The 18,808-nt window shown below is 63.0% G+C and carries 18 protein-coding genes; 11 read left to right on the top strand and 7 right to left on the bottom strand.

Features of this window, described 5'->3' with window-relative positions; all coding sequences use genetic code 11:
- Window positions 1-51: 51 nt before the first annotated feature.
- Complete coding sequence (locus tag QM659_RS04590; RefSeq protein ID WP_415187538.1) at window positions 52-345, top strand: hypothetical protein; 294 nt, start codon at window positions 52-54, stop codon at window positions 343-345.
- 78 nt (window positions 346-423) lie between these two features.
- Here the strand turns inward: QM659_RS04590 and QM659_RS04585 are convergent, their stop codons facing one another.
- A complete protein-coding gene (locus QM659_RS04585; RefSeq protein ID WP_415187537.1) occupies window positions 424-2,049 on the bottom strand; it encodes an acyl-CoA synthetase in 1,626 nt (541 codons plus the stop codon).
- 829 nt (window positions 2,050-2,878) lie between these two features.
- Here QM659_RS04585 and QM659_RS04580 point away from each other — a divergent pair.
- Together QM659_RS04580 and QM659_RS04575 are read left to right on the top strand one after the other, a co-directional pair.
- Window positions 2,879-4,009 (top strand): Ppx/GppA phosphatase family protein, encoded by a 1,131-nt coding sequence (locus QM659_RS04580; RefSeq protein WP_415187536.1) that lies wholly within the window; start codon window positions 2,879-2,881, stop codon window positions 4,007-4,009.
- The gene (locus tag QM659_RS04575; RefSeq protein ID WP_415187535.1) at window positions 3,972-4,691 is read left to right on the top strand and encodes an RlmE family RNA methyltransferase; all 720 of its coding nucleotides are present in this window, start codon (window positions 3,972-3,974) and stop codon (window positions 4,689-4,691) included. The genes QM659_RS04580 and QM659_RS04575 overlap by 38 nt, the downstream gene beginning before the upstream one ends.
- Before the next feature lie 175 nt (window positions 4,692-4,866).
- Here QM659_RS04575 and QM659_RS04570 read toward each other — a convergent pair whose 3' ends face one another.
- Complete coding sequence (locus QM659_RS04570) at window positions 4,867-6,153, bottom strand: DUF2865 domain-containing protein (protein WP_415187534.1); 1,287 nt, start codon at window positions 6,151-6,153, stop codon at window positions 4,867-4,869.
- Between the two features lie 285 nt (window positions 6,154-6,438).
- Here QM659_RS04570 and cysS point away from each other — a divergent pair, with 285 nt between their 5' ends.
- The 3 genes from cysS (at window position 6,439) to QM659_RS04555 (ending at window position 10,133) form a co-directional block, all read left to right on the top strand.
- On the top strand, window positions 6,439-7,776 hold the full coding sequence (gene cysS, locus QM659_RS04565) for a cysteine--tRNA ligase (RefSeq protein WP_415187533.1): 1,338 nt from the start codon (window positions 6,439-6,441) through the stop codon (window positions 7,774-7,776).
- Window positions 7,777-7,876: 100 nt separating this feature from the next.
- Entirely contained in the window at window positions 7,877-9,529 is a 1,653-nt protein-coding gene (cimA, locus tag QM659_RS04560) for a citramalate synthase (RefSeq protein WP_303487792.1), read from the top strand.
- 217 nt (window positions 9,530-9,746) lie between these two features.
- Window positions 9,747-10,133, top strand: coding sequence for a DUF423 domain-containing protein (locus QM659_RS04555; protein WP_415187532.1), 387 nt, complete (start codon window positions 9,747-9,749; stop codon window positions 10,131-10,133).
- Between the two features lie 312 nt (window positions 10,134-10,445).
- Here QM659_RS04555 and QM659_RS04550 read toward each other — a convergent pair whose 3' ends face one another.
- The 4 genes from QM659_RS04550 to hslV all read right to left on the bottom strand — a co-directional run bounded on the left by QM659_RS04550 (window position 10,446) and on the right by hslV (window position 14,128).
- The gene (locus QM659_RS04550) at window positions 10,446-10,916 is read right to left on the bottom strand and encodes a hypothetical protein (protein ID WP_415187531.1); all 471 of its coding nucleotides are present in this window, start codon (window positions 10,914-10,916) and stop codon (window positions 10,446-10,448) included.
- A gap of 333 nt (window positions 10,917-11,249) precedes the next feature.
- Window positions 11,250-12,128, bottom strand: a complete 879-nt coding sequence (locus tag QM659_RS04545; protein WP_415187530.1) for an SHOCT domain-containing protein — start codon at window positions 12,126-12,128, stop codon at window positions 11,250-11,252.
- 121 nt (window positions 12,129-12,249) lie between these two features.
- Window positions 12,250-13,563 carry an ATP-dependent protease ATPase subunit HslU gene (gene hslU / locus QM659_RS04540; RefSeq protein ID WP_303487800.1) on the bottom strand — a complete coding sequence of 438 codons (1,314 nt, stop codon included), beginning with the start codon at window positions 13,561-13,563 and terminating at the stop codon, window positions 12,250-12,252.
- Window positions 13,556-14,128 carry an ATP-dependent protease subunit HslV gene (gene hslV, locus QM659_RS04535; protein ID WP_303487802.1) on the bottom strand — a complete coding sequence of 191 codons (573 nt, stop codon included), beginning with the start codon at window positions 14,126-14,128 and terminating at the stop codon, window positions 13,556-13,558. The genes hslU and hslV overlap by 8 nt, the downstream gene beginning before the upstream one ends.
- 85 nt (window positions 14,129-14,213) lie before the next feature.
- On the opposite strand from hslV, the gene hisB reads away from it, so the two are divergent.
- Genes hisB through hisH form a run of 3 tightly spaced genes read left to right on the top strand, consistent with a single transcriptional unit; the run spans window position 14,214 to window position 15,958 of the window.
- On the top strand, window positions 14,214-14,807 hold the full coding sequence (gene hisB / locus QM659_RS04530; RefSeq protein ID WP_127075311.1) for an imidazoleglycerol-phosphate dehydratase HisB: 594 nt from the start codon (window positions 14,214-14,216) through the stop codon (window positions 14,805-14,807).
- Between the two features lie 19 nt (window positions 14,808-14,826).
- Window positions 14,827-15,306, top strand: coding sequence for a DUF2628 domain-containing protein (locus QM659_RS04525; protein ID WP_415187529.1), 480 nt, complete (start codon window positions 14,827-14,829; stop codon window positions 15,304-15,306).
- Window position 15,307: 1 nt separating this feature from the next.
- Complete coding sequence (gene hisH / locus QM659_RS04520) at window positions 15,308-15,958, top strand: imidazole glycerol phosphate synthase subunit HisH (RefSeq protein ID WP_415187528.1); 651 nt, start codon at window positions 15,308-15,310, stop codon at window positions 15,956-15,958.
- Here hisH and QM659_RS04515 read toward each other — a convergent pair.
- Window positions 15,921-16,292, bottom strand: a complete 372-nt coding sequence (locus QM659_RS04515) for a hypothetical protein (RefSeq protein ID WP_415187527.1) — start codon at window positions 16,290-16,292, stop codon at window positions 15,921-15,923. The two genes, hisH and QM659_RS04515, sit on opposite strands and share 38 nt — an antisense overlap.
- Before the next feature lie 137 nt (window positions 16,293-16,429).
- Here QM659_RS04515 and hisA point away from each other — a divergent pair, with 137 nt between their 5' ends.
- Together hisA and QM659_RS04505 are read left to right on the top strand one after the other, a co-directional pair.
- On the top strand, window positions 16,430-17,161 hold the full coding sequence (hisA, locus tag QM659_RS04510) for a 1-(5-phosphoribosyl)-5-[(5-phosphoribosylamino)methylideneamino]imidazole-4-carboxamide isomerase (protein WP_127075319.1): 732 nt from the start codon (window positions 16,430-16,432) through the stop codon (window positions 17,159-17,161).
- A 161-nt stretch (window positions 17,162-17,322) separates the two neighbouring features.
- Window positions 17,323-18,654, top strand: a complete 1,332-nt coding sequence (locus QM659_RS04505; RefSeq protein WP_415187526.1) for a DUF3108 domain-containing protein — start codon at window positions 17,323-17,325, stop codon at window positions 18,652-18,654.
- Window positions 18,655-18,808 lie beyond the last annotated feature (154 nt).

Here is an 18,808-nt window from a genome sequence, read left to right as displayed (position 1 = left end):
AAAAGGTAAGCTCCGCCACGTCTGAAATTCCAGACTTTCAGGTGAGGCACAATGATCAAAGCTATCTTTGCCGCTCTGTCGCTTGTCGCCGCTGCGCTGTTCGCGCCTGCACAGGCGACACCGGCCACGCCGGCGGGCATTGCGACGGAAGCCGTGGCGTCGGAGGCGGTTGCCGTCCATTACCGTTATTACCGCCACCGCCGCTATTACCCGCGACACCGCGTCTATCGCAGGTATTACTATTATCCTCGTTACCGCTATTATTCCTATCCGCGGTACAGATATCGCTATTATCACCGGCCGCACCGCCACTACTATCGCCGCCATTATTGGCGCCGCTGGTAGTTGCTATCTCCGGCTTTTGCGACCGACGGCCTCGAAATCGCCCTTCCGCCACCCGGCGGAAGGGTTTTTTCTTGTGGCTCAGGACGTCTTGGCCATCTCGCGCAGGATGTATTTCTGGATCTTGCCGGTGGACGTCTTCGGCAGTTCGTTGAAAACCACGTGGCGCGGGCATTTGTAGGCCGCGAGATGCTGGCGGCACCATGCGATGATCTCTTCCGCCGTCGCGGTCGCACCGGGCTTCAGTTCGATGAACGCGCAGGGCGTCTCGCCCCACTTCTCGTCGTGCTTCGCCACCACGGACGCCGCCTGCACGGCGGGGTGCTTGAACAGCACGTCTTCCACCTCGATGGACGAGATGTTCTCGCCACCCGAGATGATGATGTCCTTGGAGCGGTCCTTGAGCTGGATGTAACCGTCGGGGTGCATCACGCCGAGATCGCCCGAGTGAAACCAGCCGCCCGCGAGCGCGTCCTCGGTGGCTTCCTTGTTCTTGAGGTAGCCCTTCATGACCACGTTGCCGCGAAACATGACTTCCCCGAGCGTCTCGCCGTCTGCGGGCACGTGCTGCATCGTGAGCGGATCGATAACCGAGAGGTCTTCGAGCGGCACGTAGCGCACGCCCTGCCGCGCCTTCTTCTGCGCCTGCCCCGCCCCGTCGAGCGCATCCCACTCGGTCTTCCACTCGTTCACCACGGCCGGACCGTAGGTCTCCGTGAGGCCGTAAACGTGGGTGACGTTGAACCCTGCCTCGCGCATTTCGGCGAGCACGGCCTCCGGCGGCGGCGCGGCGGCGGTGAGAAACTGCACCTTCTGCTTCAGCTTGCGCTTCACGTCCGCGGGCGCATTGAGGATCGTGGACATCACGATGGGCGCGCCGCAGAGATGGGTGATCTCGTTCTCGTAAAGCGATGTCCAGATCGCGTCGGGGCGCACATAACGCAGGCAAACCTGCGTGCCCGCCACGAGCGGGATCGTCCAGCCGAAACACCAGCCGTCGCAATGGAACATCGGCAGCGTCCAGAGATAGTTCGGATGCTTGCCGATCTGCCCTGCGAGCGTATTGCCGAGGCTCGTCAGATACGCGCCGCGATGGTGATAGACGACGCCCTTCGGGTTGCCGGTGGTGCCGGACGTATAATTGAGCGTGATCGCGTCCCACTCGTCCGCCGGGGGCTGCCAGTCGTATTCCGGATCGCCGCCAGCGATGAAATCCTCGTATTCGACTTCGGAAAGGCGAGCGCCGAGCCCCGGAAACTCCGTGTCCGCATAGTCGATGACGACGGGCTTCGTTTCCGAGAGCTTCAGCGCCTCCGCCATGACCTTCGCATATTCGGTGTCGGTGATGACCACCTTGGTCTCGGCGTGATCGAGCATGAACGCGATGTTCGCCGCGTCGAGGCGCGTATTGATCGAGTGCAGCACCGCGCCCGTCATCGGCACGCCGTACTTCGCGTCGAGCATCGCGGGCACGTTCGGCAGCATCACGGACACGGTGTCGTACTTGCCGATGCCGAGTTTCGACAGCGCGGAGGCCAGCCTGCGCGAGCGAGCGTAAAACTCGGCGTAGGTATAGGTCTTCGAGCCATGCACGATGGCGGGATGGTTGGGGTAGACCCGCGCCGCGCGGGCGAGAAATCCGAGCGGTGTCAGCGGCTGATGGTTGGCCGGGGTCTTGTCGAGATTTTGCGTGTAGGCGGCGGTCATGGTGGCCCTCGGAGCAGCGCCGTCAGCGCGAGAAGTCCGGTGTCCCTGAAGGAGCCGACCGGAAGCGGTGCGCCCGCGATGACGCTTTCTTCAACATATGTTGCGGCTTTTATCGTAAATCGTCCGGCCGAAAAACCGAAACCTCGGCGCATCAGACCAAGGGATACGACGCACCCGGACCGCAAGCCTCGCACACGCCAGGCCCGCTAGCTAGATGTTCGGGATACCGCACTTCCGGCCCGCGAGTGGCAGCCCTGTGCATGCAAGAATGCTTTTGGGCGGTTCCTGCGTTACAGTCGTTCCGGTCGCCTTCTGGCCTTCCGCTGAAGCTGACGCGGATGGTTGGGTTTCGGTGCCAACAGATGTCCGTGGCGCTTCGGCTGCGCATGCGGACAGAATGAGCGAAATCGCGACGCAAGAGAACACGCGGGCCATGGTAGCCTCCGTGCCGGGATTGATTTACCCTCCCCTCCTGCATCGAAGGTGGCGATTCGCTCAATCGCTAAATTGTAAGGAAGTTTTTACGGCGGCCTTTCCGCAGCGTTCCGCGCGCGCCCGAAGAAGCGATGTCTTTCGTTTGCGGATGCTAAAAAAACTGTTAGTCTTCTCTGTTAGTGGGGCGGCAAGACACAATCTGCGAAAAATAACGCAGACGGAGGTTCGTTTGGCCATCGGAGAAAGAGGCGGCGCCATTTTCGGAGAGCAAGACACCGCCGTCTGCGACGAAACGGTCGAAGCTGCTTTTCCTATTCCCGTTGCCCCTTGCGCGTCCACGGCCTCCCCGCGTTCGGCCATAAAGGTTACTCCGCCGGTCTATCGCTCGGGAAAAATGTCGCGCTCAGCCGACGCGCCGGAAGCCTCATCCTCCGCGATTTACGGCGCGCTCGATCTGGGAACAAACAATTGCCGCCTGCTCGTCGCGCGTCCCTCGCGCCGGGGCTTTTTCGTGATCGACGCCTTCTCGCGCATCATAAAGCTCGGCGAAGGTGTCAGCATGTCGGGCGTGTTGTCGGAAGAGGCTATCGCCCGTACGATCGAGGCGCTCAAGGTGTGCTCGGCGAAGATGAACCGGCGCGGTGTGACGCGCTCGCGCCTCGTCGCGACTGAAGCCTGCCGGATCGCGAAGAACGGACAGGACTTTATCGCCCGCGTGAAGCGCGAGACGGGTCTTTCGCTCGAAATCATCGGCCGGGAGACGGAAGCACGCCTTGCCGTTTCGGGCTGCGCGTCACTTATCGACAAGCAGAGCGACTATGCGCTCATCTTCGACATCGGAGGCGGGTCGTCGGAATTCGTCTGGCTCAACCTCAGGACCGGGCGGCGCGCCCGGCGGATCTCCATCGAGGACCGGCTTCGCATTCAGGATTGCATCGAGGCGTGGACATCCCTGCCCTTTGGCGTGGTGACGCTCGCCGAGCGTTTCGGGTCGAGCCGCGCAGAGGGTTTCCAGTTCGAGGACATGGTGCGTTTCGTGCAGGCGGAACTCGAACCTTTCAGCCGCGCGAACGGTATCGGCGCCAAGATCGCCAGCGCCGATACGCACCTGCTCGGCACGTCCGGCACCGTAACCACCATTGCCGGCGTTTATCTTGGCCTTGCGGAATATACGCGCGCAAAGGTGGACGGCTGCTGGCTCTCGACCGACAGCATCCGCGAAGTGTCCGCACGAATCGCCGGTATGAACTGGGCGGAGCGCGCGGCGCAGCCCTGCATCGGGGCGGAACGGGCCGATCTCATTCTCGCGGGCTGCGCGATCATGGAAGCCATGATCCGTGTCTGGCCCGTGAACTCGCTGCGCGTCGCCGACCGGGGCCTGCGCGAAGGCATCCTCGCTACGCTGATCGCCGAAGACGCCATCCGCGAGCGTGGGCTTGCCGAAAAAAATGTCGGCAAACTTCGTCTCGATTCGGCATTATCGGCGCATGACGAAGCGAGAGCAAAATCCGGACCGATCCTTTAAGGTCAAGCTGAAGAAGACGCGCGGGCGCACCGCCTCGCAGCGGCAATGGCTTGAGCGGCAGTTGAACGACCCTTATGTCGCCGCGGCGAAGCGCGACGGCTATCGGAGTCGTGCCGCGTACAAGCTGGAGGAGATCGCCGACAAATACGGTCTTCTGAAACCGGGCGACCTCGTCGTCGACCTCGGTGCCGCGCCCGGCGGCTGGAGCCAGGTCGCCGCAGAGCGCGTGAAGGCGGCCGAGGGGCGGGGCGCGGTTGTCGCGCTCGACTATCTCGACTTCGATGCCATTCCCGGCGTGACCATTCTCCAGCAGGATTTCACCGATCCCGCCGCCGACGACCGCCTGCTCGACGTGCTGGCGGGACGCCATCCGAACGCGGTGCTGTCCGACATGGCCGCGCCGACCACGGGCCACCGCCAGACCGACCATCTGCGCATCATGGGGCTTGCCGAAGAAGCGCTGGCCTTCGCCGTGCGCGTGATGGCTCCGGGCGGCTTTTTCCTCGCAAAGGTATTCCAGGGCGGCAGCGAGAAAAGCCTGCTCGATGTGCTGAAGCGCGATTTCGCGACCGTGCGCCATATCAAGCCGAAGGCGAGCCGCGCCGAAAGCCCCGAGCTATACGTGCTCGCGACCGGCTATCGCGGGAAGGCCCGCGAGAGGCTCGGCGAGGAAGAAGAATAACAGCCACAAGCGTGGCATTCGGCTCTCTTTTTACCCACGCTGACACTCACGCCGTGCATTGCTGGCCGCGCTTTATCTACTCCAGGCATTCCTGTTGGCAGGCGGCCTGCACGCGCTCTTGAGCCCCGCTTTTCGATCCGGTTGCGAACAGGCAACGCGCGCCAATTTCGCGCGGTCAGCGGTTCCGCGGAATGGGGGTCACGGTCAGATCGCCATCGGTTGCGACGCTCGACGATGTCGACGGCAGGGTTTGCGTCGATCCGGCGCTCGCGGGCGGCGTAGCAGGCGCATTCTGCACCGCCTGCGAGATGCGCTGAGCGAAGTTCGGATCGCCGCCTGCGCTTGGTGCCGTGGTCGTCGCAGGCGCCGCCGGAGAAGGAGCAGCCGCCGCCGCAGCAGCCTTGCTCGCCTTGTTGCCGCTCGCATCGGCGCGCTTCGATGTCCGCTGCGATTCCTCGAACTTCGCGATTTCCTCACGCGAATATTCGCTCGCCTTGCACGAGCATCCCTTCACGTAAACCTTGCGGTTTCGGAAGGCGAAAGGCTGCGTCACGTAGAGCCGCCCCGAGAGCGAAACCATCTGATCCACGTCCTGATCGGAGCGGTGATAATAAAGTTCGGCCGGAGACGCGCATTGCGACTGGCAGCGCTCCGCGTCGGCCTGGAACTGGCTTTCGGCCGTGGCGGTGGATATCGGATAATAGAAGCCGTCGCATTCACGCACGCAGAGCGTCCGGTAGGTGGACGCGCTGCCATAGGTCGGCGTCGTGGTCCACGGCGAACGCGGCGCGGCGGGCTCGGAATCTTCCTCATTGCTGAAGAACGAGAAGATCGAGTTGTCGCGCCTGCGCTGCGCGTCGTATTCGCGCGAATACTGATCGCCGCAACGGTTGCGGGCGAGTTCGGCCACGATGTCGTCATGGCGGGCGCGCGGCGCGCTGCCGCGCACGATGGCGTCGCGGCGCGATTTCAACTGCGTGAGATTGGCCTTCGCATCCTGCACCTGCCGGTCGAGGTCGAGGCAGCGCGGCGTGCGGCGCAGCGTCTTGCCGAACAGGAACATGTCCTCATAGCAGTCGGAGCGGTCGGCATCGGCCTGCGCGCGGCGGAATATCATATCGGCCGTGCGCATGTCGGCGTCGATCCTAGGCAATTGGTCCTGCCCCGTGTTTGCGCCACCGCCTGAAAGCTGCGCTTCGAGGTCGCGGCAGCGCGGGTTCTGATTGCCGTATGGCGGCGCTCCATAGGGCTGACCGTAAGGCGTCTGCTGCTGGCCCTGCCCGTAGGGTGTCTGCTGCCCGTAAGGTGCCTGCCCCTGCCCATAAACCGGCTGCTGCTGCCCGTAAGGCGACGAATCGTAACGGCCTGAACTGCCCCACTGCGCCGCGCTCTCCGTGACACCGAAGGCGAGCGTCGCCGCCAACGCGCAAACAAGGCTCACACTGCGAAAGAAAGTCGTCATAACACCTGCCGCCGATCGGGGCCGGGCGGCCCCTGCCTCGAACTATTAGCCCCGATTGCCGCCGTTCGCAAACCAGCCCTTAACACTCACGCGAAATTTCACTGCAAAATCGGCGAGTCACGCACTGTCCGGCTTGACCTCGCACAAATTTGCGGCGATGTTCTGATCATGAGACAAAATGTTTCGATCTGCTGCCGGTGCATTATCAACGCGAGCTAGAAAAACGCTGGCGCGGCACAGGATTTTTGTTTCAGAGACAAGCCCCGCCAGCAAGGGCCAGGGCTTATGAAGCTTAAGCTTTACAATACACGGACACGACGCAAGGAAATTTTCCGGCCCATCGATGGGAAGGCCGTGCGGATGTATGTCTGCGGTCCGACCGTCTACGATTTCGCGCATATCGGCAATGCGCGCCCCGTGATCGTGTTCGACGTGCTGTTCCGACTGCTGCGGCATTTCTACGGCGCCGAGCACGTCATCTATGCGCGCAACATCACCGACGTCGACGACAAGATCAATGCGCGGGCGGCAGCCGAGGGCATATCGATCCGCGAACTGACCGAGCACACCGCCGCGCAGTTTCACGCAGACGTGGCCGCCATCGGCGCGTTGCCGCCCACCATCGAGCCGCGCGCAACGGAGCATATCGCGGAGATGATCGCGCTCGTGGAACGGCTGGTGGAGCGCGGCCACGCCTACGCAGCGGAAGGTCATGTGCTGTTCAACGTGCCGTCGGACGACGATTATGGCGAACTTTCCCGCCGGTCCGTCGACGATATGCGGGCGGGCGCGCGCGTCGAGGTCGCGCCTTACAAGCGCGACGCGATGGACTTCGTGCTTTGGAAGCCGAGCACGGGCGCGGAGCCCGGATGGGAAAGCCCGTGGGGCTTCGGCCGTCCCGGCTGGCATCTCGAATGCTCCGCCATGGCCGAAAAGCACCTCGGCACCGTGTTCGACATCCATGGCGGCGGCATCGACCTGCTCTTCCCGCATCACGAGAACGAGCTGGCGCAATCGACCTGCGCGCACGATACCGAAGTCATGGCGAACTACTGGGTGCACAACGGCCATCTTCAGGTCGAAGGACAGAAGATGTCGAAGTCGCTCGGCAATTTCATCACCATCCGGGACCTGCTGAAAGACTGGCCCGGCGACGTGATCCGTCTCAACATGCTGCGCACGCATTACCGCCAGCCGATGGACTGGACGGCGAAGGGTCTCGCGGAAAGCGATTCGCTGCTCAGGCGCTGGCGCGCGGCCATTGACGAAGACGGCGTGGTGAGCGATGGCGATTTCGACGACAGCGCGTTTCTCGATGCGCTCGCCGACGACCTCAACACGCCGCTCGCCATCTCGGCGATCCACCAGATGGAGCCGGGCGACAAATTTCGCGCGCTCGATCTGCTCGGCCTCGGCGAACCTGCGGAAGATCCGCGTTTGAAGGCGGTGAACGAAAACGCGATCGAGGCGCGAATTACCGCGCGGCTGGCGGCCCGCAAATCGAAGGACTGGGCGGAGGCTGACCGCATCCGCAACGAGCTGGCCGCGATGGGCGTCGCGTTGAAGGACGCGAAGAACCCGGCGACAGGCGAAATCGAGACGACCTGGGAAATCGCGCGATAGCAAAACCCGCCGACCGGAAACGGGGCGAAACTTGCAAAACGCGCGCGATTTTCAGCGCTCCCGGCTGGCGCGGAGCGCATTCTTTTTGATTGGGCAAGTTATGAAAAAGCGGCTGTATCTCTTCGACACCACGCTGCGCGATGGTGCGCAAACCCTCGGCGTCGATTTCTCGCTCGAAGACAAGCATCTCATCGCGAAGCGCCTCGACGCGCTCGGCATCGACTATATCGAGGGCGGCTATCCCGGCGCGAACCCGGTGGACACCGCCTTTTTCGAGGCGCCGCCGAAGCTCAACGCGAAGCTCGTCGCCTTCGGCATGACGAAGCGCGCGGGCCGCTCCACCTCGAACGATCCGGGCTTCCAGCAGCTTCTTTCGGCGAAGGCGGACGCGGTCTGTCTCGTCGCGAAGTCGTGGGATTTTCATGTCGACCTGCAACTCGGCATCACGCTCGATGAAAATCTCGACGCCATCCGTGCATCGGTAGCGGCGGTGGTCGAGCGCGGGCGCGAGTCCATCATCGACTGCGAGCACTTTTTCGACGGCTACAAGGCGAACCCCGACTACGCGCTCGCCTGCGCGAAGGCGGCGTACGAGGCGGGCGCGCGCTGGGTGGTGCTGTGCGACACGAACGGCGGCACGCTTCCGCACGAGGTCGCGAAGATCGTGGCGGCGGTGACAAGCGTGCTCCCCGGCGACCACATCGGCATCCACGCGCATAACGACACCGAGCAGGGTGTGGCGAATTCGCTTTCCGCCGTGCTGTCCGGCGCGTGTCAGGTGCAGGGCACGTTGAACGGCCTCGGCGAGCGCTGCGGCAACGCGAATCTGACCTCGATCATCCCGACGCTGCTGCTGAAAGACGATTTCGCGGGCGCGTTCGAGACGCGTGTCACGCCCTCCGCGCTGAAGACGCTTACCTCCGTGTCGCGCCAGTTCGACGAACTCATGAACCGCCAGCCGAACCGCCACGCGCCCTATGTCGGCGAATCGGCCTTCGCGCACAAGGGCGGCATCCATGCCTCGGCGGTGAACAAGGAGCCGAAGTCCTACGAGCACGTGCCGCCGGAAAGCGTCGGCAACGCGCGGAAGCTGCTCGTCTCCAATCAGGCGGGACGGTCGAACATCCTGGCGGAACTCGCGCGCATCGGCATGGAGGTCGACAAGGACGATCCGCGCCTCGCCGCGCTCCTCGACGATGTGAAGACGCGCGAGGCGCAAGGGTACGCCTATGAAGCGGCCGACGCCTCTTTCGAGCTTCTCGCGCGGCGGGCGCTTGGCGAGGTGCCCGATTTCTTCGACGTGGATCAGTTCCGCGTCATGGTGGAACGCCGCCACAACGCGAAGGGCGAGCTTGTCACGGTGTCCGAGGCGGTCGTCAAGGTGCGTATCGGCGACGACGTTCTCATGAATGCGGGCGAGGGCAATGGCCCGGTGCATGCGCTCGACCAGGCGTTGAGAAAGGATCTCGGCGCCTATCAGCCGAGCATACAGGATCTCGAACTTGTGGATTTCCGCGTGCGTATCCTGACCGGCGGCACGGACGCGATCACGCGCGTGCTCATCGAGTGCCGGGAAAAATCGTCGGGCGTGCGCTGGTTCACGGTGGGCGTCTCGCCCAATATTGTAGATGCGTCGTTCGAGGCGTTGCTCGATTCCGTCAATTTCAAGCTTCTAAAAGACGGGGTGGCGGCGGTCGCGCGCACGGACAGCGTGGTGCGTTTCGATGGCGCGGCCGTGAGAAGGAGCGCCTGACACTCCTTCGTGGCCCGTTAATCGCTTCCCTCGATTGGCGATGACGGAAGGGTCGCGTTGGCGTAGGACGGTGCGGCAAGGGTCAGGCTTCCAGGATCGGGCGCGATGCCACGCGTCCGCTGGCTGACGGAATTTTTTCGCGCGGCCCGTCCGCGTATCTCGTGTTGTTTTGAGCCGGAGGGTGAAGCCGACCGGCGGGTTTTCGGGGGGTAAAGACATGGGGCGTTTCTGGATTTTCATCGCGGCAGTTCTTGGCGCGCTCTCGGTCGCGGCAGGAGCCATCGGCGCGCACGAGGTGACGGCCGATGCGTCGCGTCAGGCGTTCGCTTCGGCGGCGCTTTATCACACGCTGCATTCGCTTGCGCTGCTCGGCGTCGGCGTCGTGCTCTTCATCTCGCAGGGCTGGCGGACGCGTGTCGGCACGATCTTCCTGAACCTCGCGGCGCTGCTGTTCGTCGTCGGGATCGTCTTGTTCTCGGGCGGCATCTATGCGCGCCATACGGAGATCTTCGCGACGCCGTTCGGCGTGGTTCCCGCTGGCGGGGCGGCCCTCATCGGCGGCTGGCTGGCTTTCGCCATCGGCGCTCTCGGCCTGCGCCGCTAGGTGGAGCTGTTTTCCCAATCAATCAGAGGGATAGGCCCTAAACATATTTCCGCATTCGGATCGCATCACAACAAAGAAGCCGGCGCTCGGGCGACGACGAAACCCGTCGACGCCTGCTACCGGCTTGTTGCACTGGACCTTCCGCCGTCTGCGGTGCGCGGGGGCGCGCTCCCCTGCTCCTCGTCGCATGCGGAAAACACTGGACGCTTCATCACGCGGTGTAACTCCATTCCATTACGAAGCACTCGCTCTGAACTTGCGGCCCGGACTGCACTGGTGGCTGTCTGAACCTCTGCTTGACGACGACGTGTCTTAATGGGCGGTCACGCCGTTGGCGACGGTCTTGCGGCGGCGACCCCGTGCCTTCGGCGCGGCGGTGGCGATAACGGCGGAAATTTCGAGCGCTTCCGAGGGGATTTCGATCGGCGCAGCCTTGACTTTTTCAGCCCGAGTTTCGACCGCTTCAGCCACGACGTCGATAACAGCCGGAAATTCGACGACGGCGACGGCTTCGACCTTCGCCTTCGGCTTGCGGCCACGGCGCGCGGGTTGCTTCGGCTCGACAGCGATCGAGGCGGCAGCGGCGGCGGCGGCGCGTTTGGCTGTGGCGGCGGCCTTCCGGGCGGCCTTGCGCACACGGGCGACTTCGGCATTCGCAAGGCGGATCAGCGCGCGCAGCTCTTCGGAAATCGCAACGTCCAGAGCTGCAACGGCATCGGCTGCGTTGGCGAGATTATGGGCGATCGTGTTGATCGCAATAGTGTTGGGAGAGAGAGAGGCCATTGTTTTTGCTTTCGGTTTGAACCGGCCCCCGCGGCCGGCTTCTCCCTTAGCAATCTATGGTTGTGTTTAATTTTACGTAAAAAGTGGGCTTTTAACAATGACATGGCTCTTCTTTTTTCATTAGACGGATTTTTTTATCGGCCAAACGGCTGAAATCTCGCCAAATATAATGCGCATCGCATCCAAACCGGCACGCACAAGCGATGGGGCGACCGTTCGAATCAGTCGCGTTCCGCGTGTGCAGCGGCGCAAAAAAGGCGCCACGCCGATGCGCCGCGCCTCCTGCAACCGATTTTTGACGGCGTCCCAAGACGCCTGCAACGCTGCGACCCGCTACAGCCGCTTGAGAATTTCCGCTTTCTTCGCAGAAAACTCTTCCTCGGAAATATATCCCTTGTCGCGCAAGCCGCCGAGCTGTTCGAGAAGGGCCAGCCCCGCATTTTGCAACTCGCTGACCGTGGTCGCGCCGGAGGTCGTTACCGCTGCGGGCGACGCGTGTTCGCCGCCATGCGAGACAGCCGCGGGCGCGTTTTGTCCGGCAGCGCCGCCGACGCGCGGCAGCGTGTCGATGCGCACGGTGCCGTTCTGGCTCGAAAACGTCATGCTCTCGCCGCCGCCCTGCTGCTGCCCGAAGCCATAAACCGAGTAGCCCGTGGTGTCGTAAATTTCGATGCGCCCATTTCCGTAATCGATGGCGAGGCGGTTTGCGTGCGGGAAATAGGCATAACGCGTCGTGTTCTGCCCACCCGTCGACGACGGGTTGCCAAGCTCCGACGGCCACCAGCCGCCCGACGAGGATTGGCCGAAGCCGCCGCCCTGATATTGCGACTGTCCGTAATCGCCCGACTGCTGCTGCTGCCCCGGAAAACCGCCCGATTGTTGCTGCTGCTGATTCGAGTGATTCTGGTTGGCGTAAGGTTGCTGCTGCGGTTGCGGCGCGAAGATACCCGGCTGGAACATCAGGTTAGACAACTCATTGCAGAGATTGTCGACCGTAACCTTTGCGGAATTGTTGAACATGTCGCCGACCATGGTCATGCCGCCCCGCATCCATTGGCCGCCGCCGCCGAACTCGGACAAGTTGAACTGCGCCATGCTTCCGCCGCCGCGAATGACGGCGTCGAACATGATCTTCACGGAGTCGATGGCGATCTGATAGCGGTCGGCGATAGCGGCGACGAGGCGTTCGCCCTCGGGCGTCAGGTTTGTCATTGCGGCGTCTCCCTTTAGCGCATCTGCGCTCGGCGTTATTCTACCTTTGGAGCATTCGAGCGCTCGCTCGAATGCTGAATGAAACGTGCGCAAGACTTGCGTCGCTCTTCTCGCGCAAACTCTAAAGAATGAATTTCGACAGGTCCGCGTTCTTCGCGAGATCTCCGACCTGCGCCTTGACATATGCCGCGTCGATAACGAACTTGGTCCGCGCCTTGTCTGCCGCCTCGAAGCTGATTTCATCCAGCACGCGTTCCATGACAGTAGAGAGACGGCGCGCGCCGATATTTTCGACATTCGCGTTCACTTCCACTGCCACATCGGCGATGGCGTCGATGGCGTCCTCGCTGAACTCGAGTTCCACGCCCTCGGTTGCCATGAGCGCGATGGATTGCTTGATGAGGCTCGATTTCGGCTCGCGCAGGATGCGGCGGAAATCGTCGCCCGTCAGCGCCTGAAGCTCGACGCGGATCGGCAGACGGCCCTGCAACTCGGGCAGCATGTCCGACGGCTTCGCCACATGGAACGCACCCGACGCGATGAACAGGATATGGTCGGTTTTCACCGGGCCGTATTTCGTGCTGACGGTCGTTCCCTCGATCAGCGGCAACAGGTCGCGCTGCACGCCCTCGCGGCTGACGTCGGCGCCCATGCGCTCGGACCGCGCGGTGATCTTGTCGATCTCGTCGAGGAAGACGATGCCGTTTTCTTCCACCGCCGTGATCGCATCCTGAACCACGGCCTCGTTGTCGAGCAGCTTGTCGCTTTCGTCGTTGATCAGCACCTCGTAAGAATCGCGCACGGAAAGACGGCGCGTCTTGGTGCGCTGACCGAACGCCTTGCCGAGTACATCGTTGAGATTCATCATGCTTATGGACGAGCCGGGCATGCCCGGGATCTCGAAGCCGCCCATCGGGCCACCGGTATCGGCCACCTGGATCTCGATTTCCTTGTCGTCGAGTTCGCCATCGCGCAGCTTCTTGCGGAACGCGTCTTTCGTGGCGGGGCTGGCATGCGGCCCGACGAGCGCGGTGAGCACCCGGTCTTCCGCCAGAAGATGGGCCTTTGCGCGCACTTCCTTGCGCTTCGTTTCGCGCACGAGGCTGATCGCGCTTTCGACGAGGTCGCGGATGATCTGGTCCACGTCCCGGCCGACATACCCGACTTCGGTGAATTTCGTGGCTTCGACCTTCAGGAACGGCGCATTGGCGAGCTTGGCGAGGCGGCGCGAAATCTCCGTCTTGCCGACGCCCGTCGGGCCGATCATGAGGATGTTCTTCGGGAGCACCTCCTCGCGCATGTCGTCCTTGAGCTGCTGCCTGCGCCAGCGATTGCGCAGCGCGATGGCGACGGCGCGTTTCGCGTCGTTCTGGCCGACGATGTGGCGGTCGAGTTCGGAGACGATCTCGCGCGGGGAAAAATTGACTTCAGACATTGGACGGCAGGCTTTCGACGATGATGTTGTTGTTCGTGTAAACGCAGATGTCGGCGGCGATGGCCATGGATTTGCGCGCGATGTCCTCTGCGGACAGGTCGGTATCGAGGAGCGCGCGAGCGGCGGCGAGCGCATAATTGCCGCCGGAGCCGATGCCCATGACGGCGCGCTCGGGTTCCAGCACATCGCCGGTGCCGGTGAGCACCAGCGTCGCGTTCTTGTCGGCGACAATCATCATGGCTTCGAGGCGGCGCAGATAGCGGTCGGTGCGCCAGTCCTTCGCGAGATCGACGCAAGCGCGGACAAGCTGGTCGGGATACATTTCAAGCTTGGATTCGAGGCGCTCGAACAGCGTGAACGCGTCGGCGGTCGCGCCCGCGAAGCCTGAGATCACATTGCCCTTGCCGAGGGTTCGGACCTTCTTCGCGTTGGCCTTGATAACCGTCTGGCCGAGGGACACCTGTCCGTCACCGGCGACGACCACCCGGCCGCCCTTGCGAACGGTAAGAATTGTGGTGCCGTGCCAGCCTGTGGGGTCGTGAGGGGATTGCGCAAAATGCGTCATTTGTCGTACCTGCTTTATCGAGCGGATATGGCGCGCGCGCTAAAACCGTCAAGAAGCGGCTTGCGTGGCCAACGAGGACTGAGCTGTGAGAAAAGCGCGGATCGAACGGAAGACAAAGGAAACCGGGATCGCTGTCGAGGTGAATCTGGACGGAACCGGCGCTTTTTCAATAGCGACGGGTGTGGGCTTTTTCGACCACATGCTGGAGCAGCTCTCCAAGCACTCCCGCATCGACATCACCCTCTCGGCCGAGGGCGACCTGCATGTCGACCAGCATCACACGGTTGAAGACGTCGGCATCGCGCTGGGGCAAGCCATCGCGCAGGCGCTGGGCGACAAGCGCGGCATCGGCCGCTACGCGCACGCCTATCTGCCCATGGACGAGACGCTGACGCGCGTGGCGCTCGATATTTCGGGCCGCCCCTACCTGATCTGGCGCGTGACGTTTCCGACCGAGAAGATCGGCCAGATGGACACGGAGCTTTTCCGCGAGTTCTTTCAGGCGCTGGCCCAGAATGCCGGGATCACGCTTCACATCGAGACGCTCTACGGCGAAAATGCGCATCACATCGCCGAAAGCTGCTTCAAGGGCTTGGCGCGAGCGCTGCGCGAGGCCATTCTGATCGACGAGGCCGCGCGCGGCGAAATTCCATCGACGAAAGGGCAGCTCGGCGGGTGACGCCTGGCTGGAACCGCCCATGATCATTTACACTGTGCACGAGCCGCCGCACTCCACCGGCAATGTCGAGGAGCGCTCCGAACGCGTTGCCTTCGTGCGTGAGGGCTTCACGTTCTGGGGCTTCCTGTTCGGCCCGTTCTGGCTGCTCTGGAATCGCCTCTGGCTGGAAGCCATCGCCGTGGCGGCGCTGGCGGCGGGGCTTTATTCGATCCTGATCCAATTCGGCGCAGGCGAACAGACTGCGGGAATCGTCAATCTGCTTGTCGCGCTCATCATCGGCTTCGAGGGCAACGACCTCATCCGCTGGCGGCTCCAGCGCAAGGGGTACACCTTCATTTCATCCGTTGCAGGGCGCGACCGCGAGGAATGCGAGCACCGCTTCTTCGCGGCATGGATGCCTCCCATCGCCGGGATCGGCGGCGGAAGGGCTTCCGGCCCGATCAAGGGCGCATGGCAGACGCCGCATTCCGTGGGCACCTGGCCGGAGGCGACGGCCTGACATGAGCGTCGCAATCGTCGATTACCAGTCGGGAAACCTTCACTCAGCGGCCAAGGCGTTCGAGCGCGCGGCGCGCGAAGGCGGCTTCGACACCGACATCCGCGTAACCTCCGACCCCGAAGCCGTGCGCCGCGCCGACCGCGTGGTGCTGCCGGGCGTCGGCGCTTTCGGGGACTGTTATCGCGGGCTCTCGGAAACGCCCGGCATGATCGAGGCGTTGAAGGAAACCGTGTTCGACCGCGGACGACCGTTCTTTGGCATCTGCGTCGGCATGCAGATGCTGGCGGATCGCGGGCTTGAGCATGGCGAGCACAAGGGGCTCGGCTGGATCGGCGGCGAGGTGGACCTCATCGCGCCGTCCGACGCGCGCCTCAAGATCCCGCATATGGGCTGGAACACGCTCGACATAGCGCGCCCGCATCCGCTGCTGGACGGCATTCCCGGCGGCGAGGAGGGCTGGCATGCCTATTTCGTGCATTCCTATCACTTCAAGCCGACGGATGCGGCCGACGTGGTGGCGCGCACGGACTACGCCGGCCCGATCACGGCACTCGTCGCGCGCGACAACATCGCCGGCAGCCAGTTCCACCCGGAGAAAAGCCAGAAGCTCGGCCTCAGGCTGATTTCAAATTTCTTGCGGTGGCGGCCTTGAGGTGACGCGAAGTCTGCCCGTTGCGGCTGAAGATGGCCTTGAGGATCTGGCTTTTCGATCGCGCGTCGGCGATCTGCGAGACTTTCTCGCCAAACGCGTCGCTCGTATTGAACGCCACAGCCTCTTCGCCCGTCTCGCAGACAAGCAGGCGGTCCCGGAATGTAAGGTCCTGCATCAGCGCCGCGCGAATTTCGTCAGCCGTTGCCTCGGTGCGGATGAACCAGACCCCCGTCATCGGGTGTTCCCATTCCGTTGCGAGCCTGCGGAGGGTATCGGCTGCCTTCGCGGCGCGCTTCTCACGGTGAAACTCGCAGCAGACGAGATAACGGCGCATCGCACACTCTTCGCATAACTCGGTTTGAACGGGGCCTCTCGGACTGATACTAAAGGAAAGCCGACGCGTCCGGTCAAAGAAAACAGCCTGCGCTCGTGGTGTTGATCCACGTGTGTTTAATCCTGGGGACAACTTGAATGATTCTCTATCCCGCCATCGATCTCAAAGACGGGCAATGCGTGCGCTTGAAACAAGGTCTGATGGATCAGGCCACGGTGTTCAACGACGACCCGGCGGATCAGGCGAGGCAGTTCCAGGCGCAAGGCTTCTCTGCATTGCATGTCGTGGACCTGAACGGCGCATTTGAAGGCCGCTCGGTCAACGCCGACGCCGTGACGCACATTCTCGCGGCGGTGACGATCCCGGTGCAGCTAGGCGGCGGAATCCGCACGCTCGAAGGCGTGTCGCACTGGATCGACCGGGGTGTGTCGCGGGTGATCCTCGGCACGGCCGCCGTGCGCGATCCTCATCTCGTGAAGGAAGCGTGCGCCCGCTTTCCGGGAAAGATCGCGGTCGGCATCGATGCGAAGGATGGCCGCGTCGCGGTGCAGGGCTGGGCCGAAACGTCTGAGCTTTCGGCTGTGGACCTTGCGCAGCGCCTTGCCGACGTGGGCGTCGCCGCGATCATCTACACCGACATCGCGCGGGACGGCATGCTGACCGGCCTCAATCTCGAAGCGACCGCCGAACTCGCCCGCGCCGTGCACATTCCCGTGATCGCGTCGGGTGGACTTGCCGGCATCGCCGACATCGAAAGGCTTCTGTCCCCGGCCCATGCCATCATCGCGGGCGCTATAGCGGGCCGTGCGCTTTACGACGGGCGGCTCGATCCCAAGGCGGCGCTTGCGCTCATCGGCGGGGCATCCTGATCCCGCGAAGGAAACGCAAGCTTCGCCTCATCTCGCGGGTTTATCTGTCACCTGATCGGGGCGTTAACGCCCCTTTGCCTTCTGCAACACATAATTGACGAAATCCGCCACTACCGGCAAAGGAGTGGCAAACGATGCCTGCGAAAGGAAGAGCCTCCTTAATGGCAAAGCGACCGTTGCTTGGCAGCGATAGGGCGGGCCCCGCTGCCGTTGTCTTCCTTTTGCTTCTGCTTTTCGCCTCTGCTTCCATAGTCAGGGCGCGCGCGGAGGAGACGCCGCAAGGCAGCGTCCCCGCGAGCGATGCGCCGTCGGAAAAGAAGGCGGAGGAAAAGAGAACCGAGGCTCCTTCGCATTCAGAGGCTGTCAAGCCCGTGGAGAAGGCCGAGGCTTCCCCCTCACCGGAACAGAAAGCCGAAGCTCCGCAGCGTTCGGAAAAAGTGGAAGCCTCTCAGCCACCGGAAAAAAAGGCCGAGGCGGCACCCGATGCAAGGTCCGACAGCGACAAGCCGCTTCCCAAGGCAGCCGACGCCCCGGAAGCGAAGCGACCTTCCCAGACCCAGACGAGCGCTTCCGGCAATGCCAAGACCGGCGGCGACGGCAAGGAAGCGCGCCCCGCAGATAAAGCCGCGGAGAAGTCTCCGGCCGAGCGCGAACGTGCCGCCGAGAAGGCTGCCGACCAGCCGAAGAGCCTCACGCCCAGAATCGACGGCGGCAATGGCGACCTCGCCGTGCGCAGTTCCACCATCAACGCCCTCTACCGCATCCACTGGATCGGCGCGCATATCGGCGATTTCCGCATCCGCTCGTCGATCACAAACCGCCAATATTCCTTGCAGGCCGACGCCAACATCAGCGTCTTGTTCGGCAGCGTGAGCTGGCAGGGCGTGACATCGAGCAGCGGGCTCATGACGGCCAACGGACCCGTTCCGCAAAACTACATTTTCCGCTACCAGACGGGCAATCGCGGGGAGACGGTGGAATTGCGCTTCCAGCAGAGGATGGTGCGCGACATTCTGATCAACCCGCCCGCGCGGCCGGGCCCGCGCAATGCCCCGATCACGGCGGCGCATCTGCAGAACGTGGTCGATCCCTTGAGCGCGCTGGTCCTCCTTTCTCAGGCGCGGCTCGCGAAAAATACGGGCGAAGGTGCCTGCAACAAGCGCCTGCCGATCTTCGACGGCAAGATCCGTTATGACCTTGTGCTGTCGCCGAAGGGGACGCGATCGGTCTCGGGAGCCGGCAAACTCAGGGGGCCGGCCTATGTCTGCAGCGTGCGTTACGTTCCGATTGCGGGCTACAAGCTGGGCAAAACCGGCGAAAATGATTATGCAACCGGAAATACCGGTATAGAAGTTTGGCTTGTACCGTTGCCGGAAGCAGGTTTAATAGTACCCTACTATGTGCATGTGCCGACCCCCGCAGGCACCGCTTCCCTTGTGACAGCGACATTCAACGTGGAAACGGTCGGGGGGCGTCATGCACTCGCCGAGTGAAGAGGGGAAAAACACGGGCTACCATTCGCGACGATAGGCTGAGCTGCCGACGAAATCACGGCGGGCTCGCTTTATTGCCGCAGGCGCACCTCTTCGCACACGCATCGCGCCGAAGCCTGATACATAACCACCAACAGCGTGCGGTTTATCAGAA

It is taken from the genome of Rhodomicrobium sp., assembly GCF_047605405.1.
Taxonomy (GTDB): domain Bacteria; phylum Pseudomonadota; class Alphaproteobacteria; order Rhizobiales; family Rhodomicrobiaceae; genus Rhodomicrobium; species Rhodomicrobium lacus.
This window is presented reverse-complemented; position numbering and strand designations above follow the sequence as displayed.